The organism is Hymenobacter bucti (genome assembly GCF_042681145.1).
In the GTDB taxonomy this organism is placed as follows: domain Bacteria; phylum Bacteroidota; class Bacteroidia; order Cytophagales; family Hymenobacteraceae; genus Hymenobacter; species Hymenobacter bucti.
The window spans coordinates 114931-137666 of sequence record NZ_JBHUFD010000006.1; the positions used below are offsets into that span (position 1 = coordinate 114931).

At 63.3% G+C, this 22736-nt stretch carries 16 protein-coding genes; 12 read left to right on the forward strand and 4 right to left on the reverse strand.

The genetic code is table 11. From position 1 onward, the window contains the following. Nucleotides 1-80 precede the first annotated feature (80 nt). Entirely contained in the window at nucleotides 81-821 is a 741-nt protein-coding gene (locus tag ACFSDX_RS16955) for a LytR/AlgR family response regulator transcription factor (RefSeq protein ID WP_382315661.1), read from the reverse strand. A 134-nt stretch (nucleotides 822-955) separates the two neighbouring features. After that, complete coding sequence (locus ACFSDX_RS16960) at nucleotides 956-2059, reverse strand: sensor histidine kinase (protein ID WP_382315663.1); 1104 nt, start codon at nucleotides 2057-2059, stop codon at nucleotides 956-958. A 347-nt stretch (nucleotides 2060-2406) separates the two neighbouring features. On the opposite strand from ACFSDX_RS16960, the gene ACFSDX_RS16965 reads away from it, so the two are divergent. From ACFSDX_RS16965 to ACFSDX_RS17005, 9 genes are all read left to right on the forward strand, one after another. Then, nucleotides 2407-6921: a Pls/PosA family non-ribosomal peptide synthetase gene (locus ACFSDX_RS16965; RefSeq protein WP_382315665.1), complete on the forward strand. Its 4515-nt coding sequence runs from the start codon at nucleotides 2407-2409 to the stop codon at nucleotides 6919-6921. Between the two features lie 82 nt (nucleotides 6922-7003). Next, nucleotides 7004-7846 carry a hypothetical protein gene (locus ACFSDX_RS16970; RefSeq protein ID WP_382315667.1) on the forward strand — a complete coding sequence of 281 codons (843 nt, stop codon included), beginning with the start codon at nucleotides 7004-7006 and terminating at the stop codon, nucleotides 7844-7846. A 392-nt stretch (nucleotides 7847-8238) separates the two neighbouring features. Further along, nucleotides 8239-8823 (forward strand): TetR/AcrR family transcriptional regulator, encoded by a 585-nt coding sequence (locus ACFSDX_RS16975; protein ID WP_382315669.1) that lies wholly within the window; start codon nucleotides 8239-8241, stop codon nucleotides 8821-8823. Nucleotides 8824-9012: 189 nt separating this feature from the next. After that, nucleotides 9013-9444 (forward strand): hotdog fold thioesterase, encoded by a 432-nt coding sequence (locus ACFSDX_RS16980; RefSeq protein WP_382315671.1) that lies wholly within the window; start codon nucleotides 9013-9015, stop codon nucleotides 9442-9444. A gap of 98 nt (nucleotides 9445-9542) precedes the next feature. After that, complete coding sequence (locus tag ACFSDX_RS16985; protein WP_382315673.1) at nucleotides 9543-10226, forward strand: 3'-5' exonuclease; 684 nt, start codon at nucleotides 9543-9545, stop codon at nucleotides 10224-10226. 102 nt (nucleotides 10227-10328) lie between these two features. Beyond that, complete coding sequence (locus ACFSDX_RS16990) at nucleotides 10329-12233, forward strand: DUF294 nucleotidyltransferase-like domain-containing protein (protein ID WP_382315675.1); 1905 nt, start codon at nucleotides 10329-10331, stop codon at nucleotides 12231-12233. Nucleotides 12234-12337: 104 nt separating this feature from the next. Beyond that, on the forward strand, nucleotides 12338-13024 hold the full coding sequence (locus ACFSDX_RS16995) for an NUDIX hydrolase (RefSeq protein WP_382315677.1): 687 nt from the start codon (nucleotides 12338-12340) through the stop codon (nucleotides 13022-13024). 59 nt (nucleotides 13025-13083) lie between these two features. Then, nucleotides 13084-14535, forward strand: coding sequence for a glycoside hydrolase 5 family protein (locus ACFSDX_RS17000; RefSeq protein ID WP_382315679.1), 1452 nt, complete (start codon nucleotides 13084-13086; stop codon nucleotides 14533-14535). Between the two features lie 165 nt (nucleotides 14536-14700). Beyond that, nucleotides 14701-16302: a protein adenylyltransferase SelO gene (locus ACFSDX_RS17005; protein ID WP_382315681.1), complete on the forward strand. Its 1602-nt coding sequence runs from the start codon at nucleotides 14701-14703 to the stop codon at nucleotides 16300-16302. Between the two features lie 228 nt (nucleotides 16303-16530). Here the strand turns inward: ACFSDX_RS17005 and ACFSDX_RS17010 are convergent, their stop codons facing one another. Continuing rightward, nucleotides 16531-17727, reverse strand: a complete 1197-nt coding sequence (locus tag ACFSDX_RS17010) for an MFS transporter (protein WP_382315683.1) — start codon at nucleotides 17725-17727, stop codon at nucleotides 16531-16533. A 469-nt stretch (nucleotides 17728-18196) separates the two neighbouring features. Here ACFSDX_RS17010 and ACFSDX_RS17015 point away from each other — a divergent pair, with 469 nt between their 5' ends. From ACFSDX_RS17015 to ACFSDX_RS17025, 3 genes are read left to right on the forward strand one after another with little or no spacing between them, the layout of a single operon-like run. Further along, entirely contained in the window at nucleotides 18197-18823 is a 627-nt protein-coding gene (locus ACFSDX_RS17015) for a (2Fe-2S)-binding protein (protein WP_382315685.1), read from the forward strand. Further along, on the forward strand, nucleotides 18820-19800 hold the full coding sequence (locus ACFSDX_RS17020) for an FAD binding domain-containing protein (protein ID WP_382315687.1): 981 nt from the start codon (nucleotides 18820-18822) through the stop codon (nucleotides 19798-19800). Before ACFSDX_RS17015 ends, ACFSDX_RS17020 begins: the two co-directional genes overlap by 4 nt. A gap of 24 nt (nucleotides 19801-19824) precedes the next feature. After that, nucleotides 19825-22059 (forward strand): xanthine dehydrogenase family protein molybdopterin-binding subunit, encoded by a 2235-nt coding sequence (locus tag ACFSDX_RS17025; RefSeq protein WP_382315689.1) that lies wholly within the window; start codon nucleotides 19825-19827, stop codon nucleotides 22057-22059. Nucleotides 22060-22262: 203 nt separating this feature from the next. Here the strand turns inward: ACFSDX_RS17025 and ACFSDX_RS17030 are convergent, their stop codons facing one another. Then, complete coding sequence (locus ACFSDX_RS17030; RefSeq protein ID WP_382315691.1) at nucleotides 22263-22589, reverse strand: hypothetical protein; 327 nt, start codon at nucleotides 22587-22589, stop codon at nucleotides 22263-22265. Between the last annotated feature and the right edge of the window lie 147 nt (nucleotides 22590-22736).

The window sequence follows — 22736 nt, forward strand, 5'->3', positions numbered from 1 at the left end:
GTAGATGGACGTTTGCAAACGCTGATGCGAGCTGCGCTCGCGCTCGGCCTCGCAGCGTCCAAGCTACACTGAGTTGCGACCTAGGTCCAGCGGCTCAGGAACTGCGCGAACGCTTCTTTGTACTGCTCGCCCACGGGGATGGTCTCGGTGCCAATTTGCACGGTGAGGCGGCGTACTGATTCTATCTTATCAAGGGCCACGATGAAGGAGCGGTGGATGCGCAAAAACCGGCGGGCGGGCAGCTTTTCCTCCATCGCGCGCAGGCTCATCAGCGAGAGCAGGGCGCGGGGCGTGCTCTTGAGGTGCACCTTCACGTAGTCTTTCAGGCCTTCCACGTACAGGATATCGTTGAGCGCCACCCGGATAAGCTGGTATTCTACCTTCAGAAAAATGTGGTCTTCCTCGGGCGGCGCAGCGGGGGCGCTGGCTTCGGCAGCACCCTGGGTTAGCTCGGCGTAGGCCTTGGCCTTATTAGCGGCCCGCAAAAACTCCTCGTAGTTAAAGGGCTTTACCAAGTAGTCCAGGGCATCGACTTTGTAGCTTTCGAGGGCGTACTGCGGGAAGGCGGTGCTAAAAATGATGCGTGGCGCGGTGGCCTGCTGGCCCAGCACGCGGGCCAGCTCCAAGCCGGTCAGCTCCTGCATTTGAATGTCGAGAAAGGCCACGTCGACCTTTTCCGTGAGCTCGTGCAGGCCCTTCAGCGCCTCCACGCCGCTGCCGTAGCGGCCCACCAGTTTCAGAAAAGGCGTTTGCTCGATAAAGGTGCAGAGCAGGGCCAGGGCCAGGGGCTCGTCGTCGACGGCGATGCAGGTAATGGACATAAATATTTAGTTATCAAGCAGTAATTGTCATTGCGAGGAGGCACGACGAAGCAATCGCACCCGAACGGCGTACCTAGAACTCGTTTTGATGCGATTGCTTCGTCGTGCCTCCTCGCAATGACAAATGTATTTTCCTACCCCACTTGCAAGGCCAACTGCACGTCAAACTCATTGTCGGGCGTGCGCTCGGTGACGTGCAGCGCGTAGCGGCCGGGGTAGAGCAGGTCGAGGCGGCGGCGGGTATTGACGAGGCCGATGCCGTTGGAGCCGGCCAGGTCGGTGCCCGATTTAGGCACCAGCGTGTTGCGCACTTCTATTTCGAGGCGGTCAATGGTGGGCTGCTTTAGGCTGATAATAATGCGGCTGGCCTGGGTGGCCGCCACGCCGTGCTTAAAGGCATTCTCGACAAAAGGCAGCAAAATCATGGGCGCAATGAGCACTTCGCGCACCGGCTCGGGGTGCTCGAACACCACCTGCACGCGGTCGGTGAGGCGCAGCTGCATGAGCGTGATGTAGTCTTGTACGAAGGCCACCTCCTGGCTGAGCTGGGCGTGGCCGGCGGCCGTGTCATAGAGCACGTAGCGCATCATGCGCGAGAGGCGATGCAGGGCCGCCCGCGCCCGCTCGCCATCAATGAGCGTGAGCGAGTAGATATTATTGAGCGTGTTGAAGAAGAAATGCGGGTTAATCTGGGCCTTGAGCAGCGCCAGCTCGGCCTCGGTGCGCTGCTGGTCCACGCGCTCGCGCAGCTGAGCCTCACGCTGCCAGTGCTGCACCACCGTGATGGCCGTGGCAATACCCAGCACCAGCAAGGAAATGAGCAGCGTGACGAGGTCGAAGCGGTTGCCCCGCGGGCGGGGGGGTAGGCCGGGCGGGCGGGGCGGCCCCCCGCCACTGGCGTCGGCTGCGTGAAAAGCCTGGCGCATGAGCTCGGGCAGGTGCAGGGCATTGTCGAGGCTGCGGCCCAGCAACTGAATGGCCACCGCCGTGGCCACCAGCAGCAGCACAAACCAGCCCGTGCGCCCCCGCATGAGCAGGCGCGGCACGCTCACGTAGGCCGTGAGGTAAAACACGCCCACCCACAGCACCAGCAGCACGCCCTGCTTTACCCAGAACTGCACGGGCAAAGTGATGTGAATCGAGAGGGGCTGCACGACGAGGAGCGTGAGCGCCAGCAGCCCCCAGGCCAGCACGTGGATGAGGGGCGTGAGGTAGCGCCGAAAAGTGAAAGTGGCCATGGCAAAGTACAGGTACTCTTCAAAAGTACTGGTGGCGGCCAGCCGCTGCCGCATACTCCCGACTACCGGGCCGATTGTGCCGACTGCCACCGGCTTTTGGCGGCTGGCCCGCGCACTAGTGCGCGGGCCGGGCTTTTTAGCAACGGGGCCGACCTAGGGCCGGCCGGACCGCCGATTTTGGCGCAGGCTTTGCTACGCGATGCGCACGCCACACACATAGATAACCATCTGTTTAGCAAGGGTTATTTCCTCATTTATTGTTCACGTTGCGCCGCCTTACTTGGCGCTTCTTTGGGACCCTAGGTGGCCCGCAAAGCCCCTGGCCGGGCCACCGCCCTTCCTTTTCCATGACTCCTACCCTAGACCTGGCCCCGGCCCCGGCGGCGCGCCCCACCGCGGGCCCCAAAAGCCCCGAAGCCGCGCAGCTTTTCCAGCAGAAAGAGGCCGTGCTGGCCCGATACCTCGCCGCCTTTGCGGTGGTGTACTACCGCCAGCCCGCCGAGCGCGCCCCGGCCCAGCTCACGGCCACGCTGCGCGTCGAAACCGTCGATACGGTCTTTCCGCCCGCCGCCGTCACGCTCCAGCTCGCCGATGACCTCGCGCTGGCCCACGTGGCCGCCGAAGCCACCGGCCGCCTGCCCATGGCGCTGGCCGGCGTGGCCGAAGAGCTGGGCGCCGCCATCACCCGCGGCCGCCTGGCTTTCCCCGCCCCCGAGGCCCAGAGCCCCGAGCGAACCTGGGAGCTAACGGTGGACCTGGGCGCCAGCCCCGGCGAAGCCACGCTCAGCTTTAGCTGCCCCGGCCTGGCCACCGCGCCCCGCGAAACGGCCTACCTGGCCGCGCACGTGCAGGCCGTGTTTGCGCTGCTCGGCCACAGCCCGGCCACGCCGGTGGGCTACGCTTCTTTTTTGGCCGAGGAAGAAGTGGCGCAGCTGCGGCAGTTTCGAACCACGCCGCAGGCCGTGGCCGAGGGCGGTCCCCAGCTGTTGCACCAGCTGTTTGAGGAAACCGCCCACGCCTACCCCCACCACGCGGCGCTCGACTGGCTGGGCGAGGTCTGCACCTACCAGGAGCTAAATGCGCAGGCCGACCAGCTGGCCGCCCGCTTGCAGCAGCAGGGCGTGCGGGCCGGCGACTTCGTGGGCCTGCTGCTGGCCAAGTCCACGGCGCTGTACGTGGGCATGCTGGCCGTGCTCAAGGCCGGCGCCGCCTACGTGCCGCTCGACTTGTCGTTTCCGGCCGACCGCATCAGCTTTATCTTAGACGACTGCGGGGCACGGGCCCTGCTCGTGGCCGGCGAGCGGCCCGCCGGGCTGGCCGCCTGGCCGGGCCTGGTGCTCGACCTAGCGGCGCCCGCCGCGGCAGTGCTCTCGTTTCGGGAGCCGGTGGCGAGCGGGCCCGATGCCATTGCCTACGTCATTTACACCTCGGGCACCACGGGGCTGCCCAAGGGCGTGCTCATTCCGCACCGCAGCATCTGCCACCTAGTGCGGGCCGAGCAATTGCTCTTTCACCCCACGCCGCAAGACCGGGTGGTGCAGGGCTTTTCGGTGGCCTTCGACGCCTCGCTGGAAGAGCTGTGGCTGGCCTGGGCCGCCGGCGCCGCCCTGGTGCCCGTGCCCGAAGAAACTATGAAGGCGCCCGATGCGCTGCCCGGCTTTCTGGCGGATAACCAGATAACCGTGTTTTCCACGGTGCCCACGCTGCTTTCGCTGCTGCCGGCCACCATCCCCACGCTGCGGCTGCTTATCCTGGGTGGTGAAGTGTGCCCGCCCGAGCTGCTCACCAAGTGGGCCAGCCGCCAGTGCCGCATCGTGAACACCTACGGCCCCACCGAGGCCACGGTAGTCGCCACGGCCGCCGATTTTGTGCCCGGCCAGCGCCTCACCATCGGGCGACCGCTAGCGGGCTACGAGGTGCTGATTCTCGACCAATTGGGCCAGCTCATGCCCCTAGGGGCGGCCGGCGAGCTCTGCATCGGCGGGGCGGCTCTGGCGGCGGGCTACCTGAATCGGCCCGAGCTCACGGCCAGCAAGTTCAACACTACCAGCGAGCTAGCCAACGGCTTCGGGGGCCGCCTCTACCGCACCGGCGACCTGGCCCGCTTCGAGGCCGATGGCAACATCGACTTCCTGGGCCGCATCGACACGCAGGTGAAAATCCGGGGTTTCCGCGTCGAGCTGGCCGAAATTGAGAGCCTGCTTTTGCAGTGGCCCGGCATCCGCAACGCCGCCGTAGCCCTCAAGGAAGGCGCCGACGGCGTGAAGAAGCTCATCGCCTACGTCATCCTCGACGCCGAGCATTTGCTCGACGAGCGCGCCGTGCGCGCCTACCTGCGCGAGCGCTTGGCGCCCTACATGCTGCCCGCCGCGCTGGTGCCGCTGGCGGCGTTCCCGCTGCTCACGAGCGGCAAGGTCGACCGCAAGGTCCTGCCCTACCCCGTGGGCGGCGACCACGCGCCCACCCGTGCGCTCACCCTACCCCGCACGCCCACCGAGGCCGCCATCTACGCCGCTTGGCACAAGCGCTTCGACACCAGCGACATTTCGGTGACCGACGATTTTTTTGACCTCGGCGGCAACTCGCTGCTGGCCTCGCTCATCATCTCCGAGCTGCGCCAGATGCCCGATTTCCGGGGCCTCTCTGTGAAGGAGATGTACACCCGGCGCACCATCGCGGCGCTGGCCGCCGCCGTGGAGGCCGAGGCGCGGCGCGCCCAGGCCGCCCCCGCCGCGCCCGAACCCGCGGCCGTGCCGCTGCACCCAGCCAGCGTAGGCACGCGGCTAGTCACCGCCATTTTTCAATTGGCCACGGTGGGCCTCACCTACGCCGTGCCCATCTTGCTGCTCAACGGCTCGCTGCACTGGCGCGGCCTGCTCGGCGGCTGGTCCTGGGAGGCCCTCACGGCCCTGGTACTGGGGGCCACGCTGGCCGTGGTGCCCCTGAGCTGCCTGCTGGTGGTGGTGCTGAAGTGGCTGGTTATCGGCCGCTTCCGGGCCGGCGAGTACCCGCTGTGGGGGTTCTACTACTACCGGTTTTGGGTGGTAAAAAAGCTGGTCGAGGCCGCGCCGTTGCAGCTGCTGTCGGCCACGCCCTTTCTGGCCGTGTTCTACCGCCTGCTGGGGGCCAAAATCGGCCGCAACGTGTACCTAGGCACCACCCGCGTCATGACCTTCGACCTGCTGACCCTGCACGACGGCGCCAGCCTGGCCCGCGAGGCCGGCCTGCTCGGCTACCGCATCGAGCGCGGCCGCCTCATCCTGGGCCCCATCACGGTGGGCCGCGAGGCCTACGTGGGCCTGCGCGCCATCCTCGAAAACGACACCCAAGTAGGCGACGAAGCCGAGCTCGACGACCTGTCGGTACTGCCCGCCGGACAGCAAATGCCGGCCCGCGAGGGCTGGCAGGGCTCGCCGGCGCAGCGCGTGCGCGAGCTGGCCCCGGTGCCCGCCGCGCCGCTGGCCGCTCCCAAACCGGGCTACTACCTAGGGCAGCTATTAGCCATTGCCCTGATGCTGCTGGTGCCCACGCTGGCCTCGGCGCCGGTGCTGGGGATATTCTACGAAGCAGTGGAGCGCTACGATTTCGAGCCCGCGCTCCTGACGCTGCTGCCGCTCTCGGCCGTGTACGTGGGGCTGCTGGGCGGGCTGCTTATTTTGATAAAGCGCTTCGCCGCCGGCCGCCAGGCGGCGGGCTCGCTGCCGCTCTACAGCCCCGCTTACATTCGCCACTGGCTCGCCGATGCCGTGCTGGCCCAGAGCCTGTCGCTGCTCAAGTCGCTCTACGCCACCATCTACACGCCCTACTGGATGCGCCTGCTGGGCGCCAACATCGGCCGCCGGGCCGAAATCTCGACCCTCAACCACATCTCGGCCGACCACCTCACGGTGGGGGCCGGTGCCTTTTTGGCCGATTCGGTGAGCGTGGGCGCGCCCCGCGTGCAGCGCGGCGTGGTCACGGTGCAGCCCACGGTGGTCGGCGACCGCACTTTCATCGGCAATAGCGCGGTGCTGGCGGGCGGCACTACCCTAGGTACCAATAACTTGATTGGCGCGCTCTCGGCCGCCCCGCTGCATACGCCACCCGATGGCACATCGTGGGTCGGCTCGCCCGCCTTTTTGCTGCCCAACCGGCCGGTGTCGCAAACCTTCGCGCCCGAGCTCACGTTTGCGCCGCCCGCCCGGCTGGTTTGGGCGCGCAGCATCATCGAGATTTTCAAGATTATCCTGCCGTTTACGTTCACGTTTCTCACCTTCGCCATTCTCTACCACTACACCAAGTGGCACCTGCTCAACTACCCCTTTTGGAGCAGCGTGGGCGTGGGTACGGGCGCCCTGGTGGGGCTGATTTTCGGCTTTTCCATCCTCACGGCCCTGCTCAAATGGGTGCTCATCGGCAAGTACCGGCCCTCGGAAAAGCCGCTGTGGTCGTCGTTTGTGTGGCGCAATGAGCTGGTTAACTCCTTGTGCGAAAGCTACGTGTACCCGTTTTGGGTCACGCCGCTGCTGGGCACGCCCTTCGCCACCTGGTTTTTCCAGCTCCTAGGCAGCCACTTTGGCCACTCGGTGTACCTCGACACCACCGAAATCACGGAATTCGACCTGGCCTGGGTGGCCGACCACGCCGTGCTCAACAACGGCGTCACCATCCAAACGCACCTCTTTGAGGACCGCATCATGAAAATGTCGGACCTGCGCATCGGCCGCGCCGCCACCGTAGGCACCTCGTCAGTGGTGCTCTACGATTCGGTTATCGGCCCCGGCACCACCCTCAAGAGCCTCTCGCTGCTCATGAAGGGCGAAAAGCTACCCGCCAACACCCGCTGGCAGGGCATCCCGAGCGCCTTTATATCAGCCCAGTAGCCTCGGCTTTCAATCCGCGGGTTTATCGCCGCCTGCCCGCGGATTGGAAAACCTGTGCTACGGCAAGCTTCCCTATTCCTACATGAAGTCGTTATTAGTTGCCCTGCTCCTTCCCTTCTCCGCGCTAGCCCAGATAGGTGCCCCGCCGCCCATCGCCTTAGCCACCCACGATAGCACGGCTACCAACTGGACCCTGAGCCTCTTAGCCGACCAGCGCACCTTTTACCTCGGCCGCGAATACGGAGACCACGCGTATTCATTGCTGCCGAGTATCACGTACAGCCACCCCAGCGGCTTTTACGGCACGCTTTCGGGCTATTATTTCCACGCCAGCGAGCCGCCCCGCTACGCCTTCACCGACCTGGAGCTGGGCTACGCCAACGACCTTACCAAGCACTGGGCCTACTCGCTGTCCTACGACCGCATCTTCTTCTCGCCGCCCCTTACCGCTACCGATAAGCTGATTCCCAACGGCCTGGAAGCTTACACCACGTATGACCTAGGGCCGCTGCAAGCGGGGCTGGACTATAACTTCTTCTTTGGTAAGTCTACCGCCCAAACCATCGCGCTGGCCCTGCGCGCCAAGGCACACAAAACCCATTGGCTGGGGTTTGATGAGGTGAGCCTGCTACCGGGCGCCGAGGTACTCTGGGGCTCGTCGCTGGCCCTGGCCCGCTACGGCGGCACCTACTCGACCACTGGCATCACCACCGTGCGCGGCCGCCGCAAAACCACCCAGACCACCGACAGCCAGCCCATGCGCCTGCTCGGCTACGAGCTCACGCTGCCCCTCGCAATCGAGCGGGGCCCTTTCACCTGCACCCTCACCGGGCACTACGTAGTACCGTGCCGCACGCTTAGCGACCCGGCCACGCCCCTGCCACCGGGCGCCTACCTAAGCGCGCAGGTGGACTTTTCTTTCTGAGGATGGGGCACTGATTCGGTAAGAAATACTTAAGTATTACCCCAAGACGCGACTTATTTCTTTATTTTTTTCTCACTGACAATCAAGCAATTATTTTATTAACTAACATTTGTTAGTAAAAATAACTAACATTCGTTAGTAGAATCCGAATAAGGCTGTACATTTGTCCCACCCAACTCTTCATTCCCACCCACGTTAGTAAGAGCCCGTCCACTTTTGGGGCGTAGTAGCCCACCCGCTATCACCCCTGCCTCTACCCCCGGCTGCATCCCACCCCTCTCGCCCGGCGGCTCCTCCACCCATCCCTTTCCACCCTCCCGGATGGGCTCTTACTACTACCGTCAAACGCCCTGCCTGGCTCCCTGCCGGACAGGGCGTTAGTGTATGCCCCAATGATTAAGACCGGTAAACCCCCTAAGCGCCAAATTATTCTGGAAGAGGCTGCTAAGCTTTTTAAAGACAAGGGCTACGGCGGCACTTCCATGCGCGACATTGCGGGGCAGGTGGGCATGGAGGCGGCCAGCATGTACAACCACATCAAGTCGAAGGATGAGATTTTGGACAGCATCTGCTTTCGCATTTCCGACGTTTACATCGCGCATTTACAAGAGGTCGAGCAATTGCCGCTCACGTTTGGCGAGAAGGTACGCGCCCTCATTCGCCTGCACATCCAGCTGATGGTAGAAGACGGCCCGGCCGTGTCGGTGGCCAACCACGACTGGAAGTATCTGCCCAGCGCCCGCCTTGCCGAGTTTACGGTGGCGCGCCGCCAGTATGAGAAGGGGTTTGCCGCGCTCATCGCGGAGGGCATCGCGGCCGGCGAATTCACGGCCGTGAACCCTACGGTAGCGCTTTTCACCATTTTATCTGCCGTGCGCTGGGTCGAATTGTGGTTTCAGCCCGGCCGCAGCCTCTCGGCTCAGGAGCTCGAAGACCACATCATCACGATGCTGCTCAACGGCCTGGAGAAGAAGTAGCTACGCAGCCATTCCACTGGCCGCACCCGTCCGCTGGCCGGGCTTATGTACCGCCGCCGCAGTGGCCGCCGCCCTAGGGCACAGTATGTAATTTGGGCCTTATCGAGCGGGGCGTAATCCAAGGTAGCCATTGCGGACGTACCTTGCTGCTACCTGCCTCTACCTCCGCAATTATATCTGGTTTAATTTATGTTCGCGCCCGCCGCTAGCCCCGACGGCTATGCCCAGGCTATCGCGACCCGGCTGCTCACCCGTGACCCTTTTGGCCAGTGGCTTGGCCTGGAGCTCAGCGAGGTAAGGCTGGGCCACTGTAGCCTTTACTTTCGCGTTCGGCCCGACATGCTCAACGGGTTTGGGGCGCTGCACGGCGGCGTGGCCTTTGCGGCCGCCGAGTCGGCGTTTGCGCTAGCCTGCCACACGCACGGCCGCCAAAGCGTGAGCCTAACCGCCACCATGGACTACCTCGAAACCGGCCGCCTCGGCGACATTCTGCTGGTAGATGCCCGCGAAGAAATTCTCAAGGAGAAAGTGAGCACGTACCTATTGCGCCTCACCAACCAGCATGGTACGTTGCTGGCCCTGTTTAAGGGCACCGCCTACCGCACGCGCCACGAACTGTAGGCGAACCTAGGGCACAGGAAATTTCGTTGAACTAGTAGGACGGAGATACGGTGGGCTAATCGTATTTTTACCCCCCGCTCCCACTCTCTCCCGCGCCCGTGTCCGGCTACATTCTCTTCGTCGATACCGAAACCTCGGGCCTGCCCGCCGACTGGCGGCGCCCGTATGCCGAGCCCGGCGCCTGGCCCCACGTGGCCCAGATAGCTTGGCTGCTCTACGGCCCCGATGGCGAGCTGGTGAAAACCGAAAACCACTACATCCGGCCCAACGACTACGACCTGTCGCCGGCTTCCACGCAGATTCACGGCCTTACGCTGGCCTTCCTGCAGGACAAAGGGCAGCCGCGCCGCCAGGTGATGCAGCGCCTGTACGACGACTTGGTGCGCTACCGGCCGCTAGTGGTGGGCCACTTTCTGGTGCTCGATTTTCACATGATGGGCGTCAGCTTTCACCGCTCAGGCCTCCCCAACCCCCTCATGGACCTAGGGCTGCCTACCTTCTGCACCATGCGCCTCACCGAGCGCTTTATGCAGCCCGTGCGCCAGCAGTACCTGCGCCTGGCCGAGCTCTACCAGCGGCAGTTTGGGCGCCCCATGCTGCACCAGCACGATGCCCTAGCCGACGCCGAGGCCACCGCCCAATGCTACTTCGAGCTACTACGCACCGGCGACATCGATGCCGAGGCGCTGGCCTCGCAGGCGCCTCTGGTGCCGCCGCCCACCCACGCGGCCCTCGCCGCCGCCCGGCGTCCCTTCTGGAAATACTGGCTGGGCATGATTTGAGTAATGGGTAATGGGAGTAATTGGCGTAATGAGCGTACTTGCTCCCGATTTACGCTGCTCGCTATCCCCATTACGCCAATTACGCTCATTACCCATTACCACATGACTGACCGCCTGGCCTTCCTGCGCACCGTTGAGCCCTTCCATTTGCTGCCGCCTGAGGTGCTGGAGCAAGTGGCGGCCCTGCTGCAGGAGGTGACGCACCCGCGCGAGGCGCTCATCTACCGCCAGGGCGAAACCAAGCTGCGCGGCGTGGACCTGATAATCGATGGCGCCTACGACACGTTTTTCTACGATGGCCAGCAGCAGCGGCGCCTACCCGAGGTCTACGGGCCCGGCGAGTGCTACGGCGGCGTGTCGGTGCTGCTCAATAAAAAGCGCTCGCTGCGCACGGTGCAGGCGCGGGCCGGCACGCGGGTGTACTTCCTGCACCGCAACGACTTTCGGGGCTTGTGCCTAGGGTACGATGCTTTCTTTCAGTACTTTACTACGCGCTACGGGCGGCTGATGCTCGATGAGGAGTACGCCCAGCTGGTGAGCCCTGGCCCGCAGGCGGCGCAAAATTTCATCGCGGCCGATGAGCTGTACTCGCGCCGCATGGCCACCGTGGAGCTGCGCCCGGTGCAGGCCTGCCCGGGCAGCACGCCCACCCACGAGGTGGCCCGGCTCATGGCCAAGGCCCGCAGCAGCTGCTACTTTGTGCTCGACGAGACGGGGGAGAAAATCGCGGGCTACGTCACCGATATTACGCTGCGCGACAAGGTAATCGCCGCCCTAGGGGACCCCCGTCAGCCCATCAGCACGTTCATCGACTCGCCCACCCGCTCGGTGAGCAGCGAGGCATTTGTGTATGAGGCGCTGCTGCTGATGTTCAGGACCAAAACGCGCTACCTGCTGGTGGAGCAGGATGGCGGCTACCTAGGCTTCATCAGCCGCAACAAGCTGCTGGCCGAGCAGGCGCAGTCGCCGTTTCTGTTCATTCAGGGCGTGAAGCAGGCCGTGTCCTTGCGCGAGCTGCGGCGCAACTGGCAGAAGGTGCCCGACATTGTGTTTCAGCTGCTTGACCGCGGCGTGAAGCCCGAAATCGTGAACCAAGTTATCACGACCGTAGCCGACACCATCGCCCTCAAGGTCATTGAGGACGTGATTCGGGAGATGGGGCCGCCGCCGGCCAAGTTCGTTTTCATCGTCCTGGGGTCGGAGGGCCGGCAAGAGCAAACCCTGCTCACCGACCAGGACAACGCCATCATTTACGAAGACAAAGCCAACGAGCACCGCGAGGAAGTGCGCGAGTATTTTCTGCGCTTTGCCGAGCAGGTGAGCGACCGCCTCAACGAGATTGGCTTCAGCTTCTGTGACGGCGGCTTCATGGCCAAAAACCCCAAGTGGACGCACTCGCTCTCGCACTGGAAACGCAACTACCAAGAGTGGCTGCGCGAGTCGAACCCCGAAAACGTGATGCGCTTCGCGGCATTTTTCGACGTGCGCTACCTCTACGGCGAGGCCGACATCCTGGACGAGCTGCGCGAGTTTCTGGACCTGGAGCTGCAAAAGCCGCTCGACCGCTTTCTGCACTACATGGCCATCAACGCCTTGCAGTACGAGCCGCCGCTCACGTTTTTCAACAACATTCGCACCTTCGCCGTGGGCGACCAGCAGGTGGTCAACCTCAAGAAAATCATGTCACCCATCGTGGACTTGGTGCGCGTGTTTTCGCTCCAGCACCGGGTGTTTGCCACCAACACCGGCCAGCGCCTGGCAGCGCTGCGACAGCTCAATGTGTTCAGCGAAAAGGACTACCAGGAGCTCCTGCAATCGTACTATTACCTGATGGGCATGCGCCTCAAAAAGCAGTCGGTGCAAATGATGCAGGACAAGCTGCCACCTGACAACTACCTAGACCCCAAAAACTTAACTAAGGTAGAGCGCGTGACTTTAAAAGAGATTTTCAAAGTTATCGCCGACTTTCAGGTCAAGATTAAGGTCAGCTTCGCCAAGCAGCTTTGAGCTGTGCCGTAGCGGCGGAAGTACCCTAGAACATATTTATCTAATATCTGTCATGCTTCACTGCGTTCAGCATGACAGTGTTATGACTGATATACACCTTTTATATGCCTTCCCAATATCCTCCTGACCCTTCGCAACCGCCAGCCACCTCGCCCGCCAGCGCGGCCGATTGGCTGGCCATCGCCCAACGGCTGCAAGCGCTGGCCCAGGCGGGCCTAGCGTATAACCCGCCCGTGTTTGATGCCGAGCGCTACGAGGAAATACATGCGCTCAGCCTGCAGATGATGAGCAACTTGTCGGGCCACTCGGTGCCGACATTTGAAGGATTATTTGCGGTGGAAAGCGGCTACCCCACGCCCAAAGTCGACGTGCGAGCCGTGCTGTTTCGGGGCACCGATGAAGTGCTGCTGGTGCAGGAAAAAATAGACGGCGGCCGGTGGTCGCTGCCCGGCGGCTGGGCCGATGTGGGCTGCACGCCCTTCGAAGTAGCCGTGAAAGAAGTGCGGGAAGAAACCGGCCTGGAAGCGGAAGCGGTGCGCCTATTGGCCCTCTGGGACAAGAAGAAACACCCGCACCCCCCGCAGCCCTGGTACATCTACAAAGCCATTGTGCTGTGCCGCGCGGTGAGCGGCGAGCTGCAGCTAGACACGGTCGAAACGAGCGGCGGGCGCTGGGTACCACGCGCCGAACTGCCGCAGCTAGACCTATCGACCGACCGCGTGACGCTGTCGCAATTAGAACAACTGTTTGACTTTGCCGAGCAGCCGGATTTGCCCACTCTGTGCGATTAGCTTTGGTCGCCTAGGGCCGCGGCTTGCCGCCAAGCCCGCACGCAACATTTACTATTTACATGCCGCCATTTCCGGCAACCGAACCCAACGCCCCTACCCTACCGTGGATTCAGGTTGCGCCCGGCGCCCCGTATTTTACTACGAACGCGGGGCAGCCCTGGACGCCCATCGGGCAGAACGACGCGCTGACGTGGCCCGACCTGGCGGGCTTGTTTCGGCGCCAGAATGTGGCGGCCGTGGAAGGGCACCTCGCCTGGCTGGCCGCACACGGCATCACGTGCCTGCGCCTGATGCTGGAATATTGCCAGACTGAGCACCGCTACCTGGAGCGGCCCGTGGGGCGGTTTCAGCCCAACATGGTGCGGTTTTGGGACGACCTGTTTGCCTTGTGCGAGCGCTACGGGCTGCGGCTGCTGCTCACGCCCTACGACACCTTTTGGATGGGGCGGCGCTGGCGCCACCACCCCTACAGCCGCGCCCAGGGCGGGCCCTGTGCCCAGCGCACACAGTGGCTGCGCGACGCTGGCATGCGGCAGGCCATCAAGGACCGGCTGACCTTCGCGGCCGAGCGCTGGGGCGGCAGCGGCGCGCTCTTTGCCTGGGATTTGTGGAACGAGATTGACCCCGCGCACGCGGGCCGGCGCCCGGCCGCGCTGGCTGAGTTTGTGAGCGACCTTAGCGCCCACCTGCGGGCCGTGGAGCAGCGCTGCTTCGGGCGCTCGCACCTGCAAACGGTGTCGGTATTTGGGCCGGTGCTGGGGCACTATCCGGCCGTGGCCGAGGTCATTTTTCGGCACCCACTGCTCGATTTTGCCACCACCCACCTCTACGACGCGGCCACTATCAACAACCCTAAGGATACCCTAGGGCCGGCGCTGGCCACCGGCCGGCTCGTGCGCGAGGCCCTGGGAGAAATGCCCGCCACGCGACCATTTTTCGACAGCGAGCACGGGCCCATCTACACCTTTAACAACCGGCGCCGCACCTTGCCCGAGGCGTTCGACGATGTTTATTTTCGGCACATGCAGTGGGCGCACTTTGCCTCGGGTGGCGCGGGCGGCGGGCTGCGGTGGCCCTACCGCCAGCCGCACGTGCTCACACACGGTATGCGGGCGGCCCAGCGCAGCCTGGCGGTATTCGCGCAGCTGCTCGACTGGGCCAGCTTTCAGCGGCGCAATCTCAACCACGAGGTGCAGGTTTCTGACCCCGCGTTTGCCGTTTTTGCCTGCAGCGATGTCCGGCAGGCGGTAGTATGGCTGCTGCACCAGGACCGGCCACTGACGCGCCGGGCCGCGCCGCGGGCACCTAGGCCGCTAGCCGTGCAGCTCAGCTTGCCGGGGCTGACGCCCGGCCCGTACCTCGTCCAGCTGTGGGATACAGCGGTGGGCCAGGCCCTAGGGCAGCTTGCGTTGGTAGCCACGACGGTAGGCTTGCGCATCGACCTGCCGGCCGTGGGCGGCGAGCTGGCATTGGCCATTGTCCCGGCACCAAGTAGCGCGGGTAGCTGTTAGACGGGAGTAGCTTGGACGCTGCGAGTCCAAGCGCGGGCGCGGCCCGCATCCACGTTGCTTGCGTTTGGGCAGCACGCCACCTAACCGTTCTGACGTGGCTGCTCGCTGCGCGAGCGCTCGGACTCGCAGCGTCCAAGCTACATCTTTCTTCCTTCTTCGATTCTAATGACGACTTCTGCCCTTCCGCTTGACGAGGCCACTTTCGAAAACCCCTTTGTAGAGGAGCTGCGCGGCGAAGTGTCGGGCAACAAAGGCTCGCGGCAGGTGCCGGGTTACCACTACTCGCGCGTGACGCCGACGCCCGTGCGCGACCCGCAACTGCTGGCTTGGTCGGAGGAGCTGGGCGACTACCTAGGGCTGGCCGAGCCGGTGGCGCGCGGGGCAGCCACGGCTATTTTGGCGGGCAATATTCTCTTGCCCAGCATGAAGCCTTTTGCGGCGCGCTACGGCGGGCACCAGTTTGGCAATTGGGCAGGGCAGCTCGGCGATGGGCGAGCCATTTCGCTGGGCCAGGTGGTGGCCACCGATGGCACGCGCCAGGAAATCCAGCTCAAGGGCGCCGGCCCCACGCCCTACTCGCGGCGGGCCGATGGCCGGGCCGTGCTGCGCTCGTCGGTGCGCGAGTTTTTGTGCAGCGAGGCCATGCACCACCTCGGCGTGCCCACCACGCGGGCGCTAAGCCTGGTAGAAACCGGCGACCAAGTGGTGCGCGACATGTTCTACGACGGCAACGCCCGGCCCGAGCCCGGCGCCATTGTGGCGCGGGTGGCGCCCACGTTCGTGCGCTTCGGCAGCTTCCAGATACTGGCCGCCCAGGGCGAAATCGACAACCTGCGGGCGTTGGCCGACTACGTTATCCACCACCACTACCCCGAGCTGGGCGCGCCCTCGCCCGAGGTCTACGTGCGCTGGTTTGCAGAAATAGCCCGGCGCACCGCTGTGATGGTGGCGCACTGGATGACGATGGGCTTCGTGCACGGCGTGCTCAACACCGATAATATGTCCATTCTGGGCCTCACCATCGACTACGGCCCCTACGGCTGGCTCGAGCCCTACGACCCCGACTGGACGCCCAACACCACCGACTTTGGCGGGCGGCGCTACGCCTTTGGCCAGCAGCCGCGCATCGGCATGTGGAACCTGATGGCCCTGGCGCAGGCCCTAGGTCCGCTGGTGGCCGACCCGCAGGCCCTGCGCGCTGGCTTGGATATTTACGCTGAGACTTTTGCCGATACGGAGCACGCGCTGTGGCTGCGCAAGCTCGGCCTCACCGCCCACGACCCCGCCAGCGACCGGGCCCTCACCGAAGCGCTGCCCGCCGTTCTGGCCGAGGCGGGAGTTGACATGACGGTTTTCTTCCGGCAGCTTTCCCACCTCCCGCCCGCGCTGCTGGCAGCCGATGCCCAGCAGGAAAATCTGTTTAACGAGCTGCTCGCGCAAGCTGCTTACTCCACCGCGCCGGGCGCCGACCTAGCCCTGCGCGAGTGGCTGCACCGCTACGCGCTGCGCCTACAACAAGAGTCCGCTCAACCCGAAGCCGTTCGGGAAAGCATGCTGGGCGCTAACCCCAAGTACGTGCTGCGCAACTACCTCGCGCAGCTAGCCATTGAGGCGGCTGAGACAGGCGATTTAACCAAGCTTGACACGCTGTTTGAGGTGCTGAAAACGCCCTTTGCCGAGCACCCCGCGCACGAGGAACTAGCCGCCAAGCGGCCCGAGTGGGCGCAGGATAAGCCCGGCAGCGCCACGCTCTCGTGCAGCTCGTAGCTGGCCAGTATGGCGCGGACTTGCAGTCCGCTAGTTCATTGGTAATCTGTTTATCAAACTAAGAACACGTCTGTCATGCTGAGCGCAGCGCAGCGGAGTCGAAGCATCTCTACCGCACCGTTGCTAACGTTAAGAGTTAGTTCACCGGCAGAGATGCTTCGACTCCGCTGCGCTGCGCTCAGCATGACAGACGTGTTCCTAACTTTAGCCAATTCAGGCCTACTTACCCTACCGACTCGCGGACTGCAAGTCTGCGCTGCTGGGGACGCCCACCAGCGACTGGCGGCGTAGCGTGAGCGTGAGTATGTAGGCGAAGCCTGCGCCAGCCACCGCCATGCCCACACCCACCAGCGCGGGCGAGGTGTAGCCGTAACCCACGGCAATGGGCAGGCCACCCAGAAAAGCCCCTAGGGCATTGCCCGTGTTAAAGGCGGCTTGGGTAACCGACGCGCCCAGCATCTCCGCATCGCGCGACGACTGAATCATCAAAATCTGAATGGGCGCGGCCACGGCCATCGAGCAGCTACCGGCGATGAAGGTAAGCACCAGCGACGAAACGTGGTTTTCGGACCAGAAGAAGATGCCGAGCAGCGTGGCGGCCATCGCCAGCAGCAAGACGGTGGCGGCCGCGAGGGGCGAAAAGCGGTCGGCGAGCTTGCCGCCCAGCACGTTGCCCACAAACATGCCTAGGCCCACGAGCATCATAATGTAGGGCACGGAGGTGGCCGGAAAGCGTGAAACGTCCGTCATGAGCGGCGCGATGTAGCTCACCCAGGAGAACATGCCGCCCGTGCCGATGGCCGTGAGCGCGATAATCAGCCAGGTTTCGGCCCGCTTAAACAAGGCCAGCTCGCTCTGCCAGTTGCCGGTTTGGCGCACGGGCAAGGCCGGCAGCACGAAGTGAATAGTAGCCACCGTGAGCAGGCCCACCGCGCCCACGCCAGCCAGTGCGTAGCGCCACGAGTAGTGCTGGCCGAGATAGGTACCGAGGGGCACAGTGAGCAAATTGGCAATGGTGAGGCCCGCAAACATGGTCGAAATGGCCTGCGCCTGCTTGCCCTTTTCGGCCAGCCGGCTCGCTACCACCGACCCCACTCCGAAGAACGCGCCGTGCGGCAGCCCCGCCAGCAGCCGCGTAAAAAACAGCACGGTATTGTTGGGCGCAAACGCCGAAAACGTGTTGAAGACCGTGAAAATCACCATCAGCAGCACCAGAATGCGCTTGGGCGGCAGGTTGCGACCCAGGATGGTGAGCAGGGGCGCCCCAATAACGACACCCAGCGCGTAGGCCGAAATAGCGTGGCCCGCTTCCGGAATCGTAATATGAAAATCTTGGGCAATACTGGGCAACAGGCCCATCATCACAAACTCGGTGGTGCCAATGGCCAGGCCACCCAGAGCGAGCGGCAGGAGGTTTTTATTCACGCTACTATAGAGATACATACCGCCGCAGCGGCCGATAATTAAACAAGCTCTTTATGCGAGCCTTATCGTAGAAATACGGCGGACGAGGACCTAGGGTCTGAGTCGCCAGCGAGAAACCTGCTCGCTCCGTCCCCCTTTATCACGGCTTTTACCAGCACAGAGGAGGTCACTTTTTTCAACTAATTCGGGTTATGCGGGTTCGATAGCGGCCAAGCGCAGCGCGGCTACTGGTGCAACTACGCGGGGCTTAGGTCCTCCTTAGCTTTGGCGTAGCCGCTAGCAACCATTCCGTTCGATTTTCTCCTTGGCGGGTCGAAAGCGGACGCATAACCGCGAGAATTGGCCGCTAGTTGTTGGCGAGTAGCAGCGCTGCGCCACGCAAGCCAAAACTTTTTGTATTTCTACGCTATTTTTAAGGACTTACAAAAAATTTGCTCCCCCTCTACCAGACATCCTCTATTCAATTGATATGAATTCTGAACCCGAACTAGGGAATCCGCACGACGACTCCCGGCGCACGTTCCTCAAGCAGTCGTCGCTGCTCACGGCAATGGCCCTCGTGCCCAGCCCCGTCGTCTCGGCCGCTGCAGCCGAGCTTGACGAGAAAGTAGCCGCCGCTTTCGAGAAAGTACCGCTGTCGCTAAAAGTGAACGGCACCAAGCACAAGCTGCAAGTGGAGCCGCGCACCACGCTGCTCGACCTGCTGCGCGAGCAATTGCACCTCACCGGCACCAAAAAAGGCTGCGACTACGGCCAGTGCGGCGCCTGCACGGTGCACGTCGATGGCCAGCGCGTGAACTCGTGCCTGAGCTTTGCGGTGATGCACGACGGCCAGGAAATCACGACCATCGAAGGCTTGGCTAAGGGCGACGAGCTGCACCCCATGCAGGAGGCATTTGTGAAGCACGACGGCTTTCAGTGCGGCTACTGCACGCCGGGCCAGATTATGAGTGCCGTGGCTTGCGTGCGCGAAGGCCACGCCGGCTCGGAAGGTGAAATCCGGGAGTACATGAGCGGCAATATCTGCCGCTGCGGCGCTTACAGCAACATTGTGGCCGCTATTCAGGACGTGAAGCAGGGAGGCCAAAAGGTATGAACCAGTTCCAATACGTACGGGCCACTAAGGCCCAAGGCGCCATCGACGTGGTAGCCAAAGACCCTAACGCCAAGTTCATCGCGGGCGGCACCAACCTGGTCGACCTGATGAAGCGCGGCATCGTGACGCCGCAAAAGCTGGTCGATATCAACCGCCTGCCCCTCGCTAAAATCGAGCGCCAGGACGAAGGTCTCCGCTTAGGTGCCCTGGCCCTGAACTCGACCGTGGCCGATAGTGAGCTGGTGCGCCAGCACCAGCCACTGCTGGCTTTGGCTCTCAATGCCGGGGCTTCGGCGCAGCTGCGCAACATGGCCACCGTGGGCGGCAACATGCTGCAGCGCACCCGGTGCAGCTATTTCTACGACCTCACCATGCCCTGCAACAAGCGCGAGCCCGGCACCGGCTGCGGCGCCTTGGAAGGCATCAACCGCATGCACGCCATCTTCGGGGCTAGCGATAAGTGCATTGCGGTGCACCCCTCCGACATGAGCGTGGCCCTGGTGGCCCTCGACGCCACCGTACTGGTAAGCGGACCTAAGGGCGACCGGCGCATTGCCTTTGCTGACTTCCACCGCCTGCCCGGCGACACGCCCGAAAAGGACTCCAACCTTGAAGCCGGCGAGTTGATTACGGCCGTTGACATTCCCGATGGCCCCTTCACCAAGCACGTGCACTACCAGAAAGTGCGCGAGCGCGCCAGCTACGCTTTCGCGCTACTGAGCACCGCCGCGGCGTTGGACCTCGATGGCAACACCATCAAAGCCGCCCGGCTCGCGATGGGCGGCGTGGCCCACAAGCCTTGGCGCCTCACCGCCGCCGAGCAATCCTTGGTAGGCCAGCCCGCTACGGAGGCCAGTTTCCGGCGAGCCGCCGAAGTGGCTATGCAGGGTGCCAAAGCCTTCAAACACAACGCGTACAAGCTGAAGCTAGGGCCTAACGTAATAGTACAGGCCCTGCGCACCGCCGCGGCGGCTTAGCCTCCCCACCCCTCAGAATTGATTATGAAAGCGCAACAGAAGCAAATCGGCGCGCCGATGAACCGGGTGGATGGCCACTTAAAGGTGACCGGCGCGGCCAAGTACTCGGCCGAGTACGAGCTGCCGGGCATCGCCTACGCCGTGCTGGTGGGCAGCACCATCGCGAAGGGCCGGCTCACGAGCATCGACGCCAAGGCCGCCGAGCGCGCGCCGGGCGTGCTGGCGGTGGTCACGCACTACAACTCGCCCAAGATACCGGGCTACGACACGGCTGGCAAAGACCCCTCGCAGCCCGCCACGGTGGGCGGGCCCATCAAGATATTTCACGACGATAAAATCCGCTTCAACGACCAGCCCATCGCCGTGGTGGTGGCCGACTCATGGGAGCGCGCCCGCTACGCGGCCCGGCTCGTGAAGGCGCAGTACGCCAAGGAAGCGCACCAAACCAACCTGGAGGACAACAAGCCGCAGGCGTTTCTACCTACTTCGGCCAAGAAAAACCCGAAGTCGCCGATGGCCGACTACCAGCGCGGCCAGGCCGACGCTTACAAGACGGGCGCTATCAAAATCGAAGGCGAGTACGTGATTCCCACCGAGATGCACCACCCGATGGAGATGCAGTCCATCACGGCGCACTGGGAAGCGCCCGACCGCCTAACCCTCTACGACAAGACGCAGGGCACCCTAGCCACCCGCCGCGATTTTGCCAAGGAGTGGGGCCTGCCCGAGGCCAACGTGAAGGTGATTGCCACCTTCGTGGGCGGCGCGTTTGGCAACGCGCTGCACAGCTGGCCGCACGAGTCGGCCGCCATCATCGCCGCCAAGGTGACGAACCGCCCGGTGAAGCTGATGCTGACCCGCGAGCAGATGTTTACGATGGTGGGCTACCGGCCCTACACTTGGCAGAAGCTCGGCATGAGCGCCACGCCCGACGGTAAAATCACGGCCATCACGCACGAGAGCATCGGCCAAACTTCTACCTACGAGGAGTTTACCGAATCGACCCTGGCCCAAACGCGCATGATGTACGCGTCGCCCAACCTGACGACGCGCTACCGCCTGGCGGCGCTCGACATCGGCTCGCCCATCTGGATGCGCGGCCCTGGCGAGGCCACCGGCGCGTTTGCCCTGGAGTCGGCGATGGACGAAATGGCCTACCTGCTGAATATCGACCCGCTGGAGTTTCGCCTGCGCAACTACACCGACACGGACCCCGAGAAAAACCGCCCTTGGAGCACCAAGTTCCTGAAGGAGTGCTACAAGCTGGGTGCCGACCGCATCGGCTGGAGCAACCGAAAGCTGAAGCCCGGCAGCATACGCGACGGCGAATGGCTAATCGGCTACGGCATGGGCGTGGGCACCTTCGGCGCGCACCGCGGCGGGGCAAACGCTAGCGCCGAGCTACGGCCCAACGGCACCGTGCTTATGCAGTGCGCCACTACCGACATCGGCCCCGGCACCGGCACGGCCATGACCCAGATTGCGGCCGACACCCTAGGTATCGCACCCGAGAAAATCACGTTTGAGCTCGGCCATTCGGACTATCCGAAGGCGGGCACGCAGGGCGGCTCCTCCACCGTGAACAGTGTGGGCCCGGCCGTACAAGAAGCCTGCCTGGCGCTTAAAGAAAAGCTACGCACACTAGCCGGCGCCCAAAACCCGGCCTTTGCCTCGGCGAAGAAGGAAGACGTGACCCTAGGTGACAAACACCTGTCGCTCAGCAGTAATGCTGGAGCCCGCGTAGCCTACGCCGACATATTGAAGCAAGCAGGCGCGAGCGCGGTCACGGTCGAAGCCAAGCCCGGCGACGAGGGCCAGAAGTACTCGATGTACTCGTTCTCGGTGCACTTTGTGCAGGTGCGGGTACACGAGTTGACCGGCGAAGTGCGCGTCAGCAAAATGGTATCGTGCGCCGACGCAGGCACCATCATCAACGAGAAAACCGCCGCCAACCAGATGAAGGGCGGCGCCGTGGGCGGCATCGGCATGGCCCTGATGGAGCACGCCCGCATCGACGACCGATTCGGCCGCTACATCACCAAAGACTTTGCCGATTACCACGTGCCCGTGCACGCCGACGCGCCCCACATCGAGGTAGCCTTCGTAAATCAGCCCGACCTGCACGTGAACGCCCTAGGTACCAAAGGCATCGGCGAAATCTCGACCATCGGCGTAGCCCCTGCCATCGCCAACGCCATATTTAACGCCACTGGCAAGCGCGTGCGCGAGCTGCCGATTACGCCCGATAAGCTGGTATAAATTCAGCTTTCATATCAGGCATTTCACAACAAAGCCCGCTCCACTAGCATCAAGTGGGGCGGGCTTTATTGTGAAGAGTAGCTTGAACTTTGTGGTCCGAGCGCTCGCGCAGCGAGCATCCGCGTCAGTACAGCCACTACTAGCGCACCTAGGCGCGGAATGCTCGCTACGCTCGCGCTCGGACTACAAAGTCCAAGCTACACCTAGGAATCGGCTTTGGGCGCTAGCAGGGCATCAGCTTCCAGCAGTAGCGCGGCGCTGATGAGTAGGTCGTGCAGCCAGTGCAGCTCCTCCAAGGAAAACAGAAATACTACGTCGGCTGTGGGGCCGGGCAAGCTCAGGCAGCGCGCCTCGGCATCCACAACGTGGGCCATGTGGTAGGTGCAGAGCTCGGCCACCGTGCTACGCCACTGGCGTAGTTCATGCGGCAGCAGGCGTAGTGCTACGTTGCCAAAGTAGAGGTGCAAACAGCAGTGGCCAGGGCACTGCGCAATGCCACCTAGGGAGTTGTGGTGAAGGCAACGAGACATAAGAGCGATTGATAAAAAGTAAGTGGCAGCCTACCCATGCCTCAGGTTAAGCCAGCAACGCGGCGCCAAAACTGAAGCAGCACGAAAGGAAATTACTGTTTAGACTTATTCTAAACAATGGCAAAGTTATTCATACAAAACGGGCGT

Excerpts from the sequence above, each read along its gene's own strand:
- ACFSDX_RS16955 (WP_382315661.1), bottom strand. The coding sequence starts at position 821 with ATGTCCATTACCTGCATCGCCGTCGACGACGAGCCCCTGGCCCTGGCC.
- ACFSDX_RS16960 (WP_382315663.1), bottom strand. The coding sequence starts at position 2,059 with ATGGCCACTTTCACTTTTCGGCGCTACCTCACGCCCCTCATCCACGTG.
- ACFSDX_RS16965 (WP_382315665.1), top strand. The coding sequence starts at position 2,407 with ATGACTCCTACCCTAGACCTGGCCCCGGCCCCGGCGGCGCGCCCCACC.
- ACFSDX_RS16970 (WP_382315667.1), top strand. The coding sequence starts at position 7,004 with ATGAAGTCGTTATTAGTTGCCCTGCTCCTTCCCTTCTCCGCGCTAGCC.
- ACFSDX_RS16975 (WP_382315669.1), top strand. The coding sequence starts at position 8,239 with ATGATTAAGACCGGTAAACCCCCTAAGCGCCAAATTATTCTGGAAGAG.
- ACFSDX_RS16980 (WP_382315671.1), top strand. The coding sequence starts at position 9,013 with ATGTTCGCGCCCGCCGCTAGCCCCGACGGCTATGCCCAGGCTATCGCG.
- ACFSDX_RS16990 (WP_382315675.1), top strand. The coding sequence starts at position 10,329 with ATGACTGACCGCCTGGCCTTCCTGCGCACCGTTGAGCCCTTCCATTTG.
- ACFSDX_RS16995 (WP_382315677.1), top strand. The coding sequence starts at position 12,338 with ATGCCTTCCCAATATCCTCCTGACCCTTCGCAACCGCCAGCCACCTCG.
- ACFSDX_RS17000 (WP_382315679.1), top strand. The coding sequence starts at position 13,084 with ATGCCGCCATTTCCGGCAACCGAACCCAACGCCCCTACCCTACCGTGG.
- ACFSDX_RS17005 (WP_382315681.1), top strand. The coding sequence starts at position 14,701 with ATGACGACTTCTGCCCTTCCGCTTGACGAGGCCACTTTCGAAAACCCC.
- ACFSDX_RS17015 (WP_382315685.1), top strand. The coding sequence starts at position 18,197 with ATGAATTCTGAACCCGAACTAGGGAATCCGCACGACGACTCCCGGCGC.
- ACFSDX_RS17020 (WP_382315687.1), top strand. The coding sequence starts at position 18,820 with ATGAACCAGTTCCAATACGTACGGGCCACTAAGGCCCAAGGCGCCATC.
- ACFSDX_RS17025 (WP_382315689.1), top strand. The coding sequence starts at position 19,825 with ATGAAAGCGCAACAGAAGCAAATCGGCGCGCCGATGAACCGGGTGGAT.
- ACFSDX_RS17030 (WP_382315691.1), bottom strand. The coding sequence starts at position 22,589 with ATGTCTCGTTGCCTTCACCACAACTCCCTAGGTGGCATTGCGCAGTGC.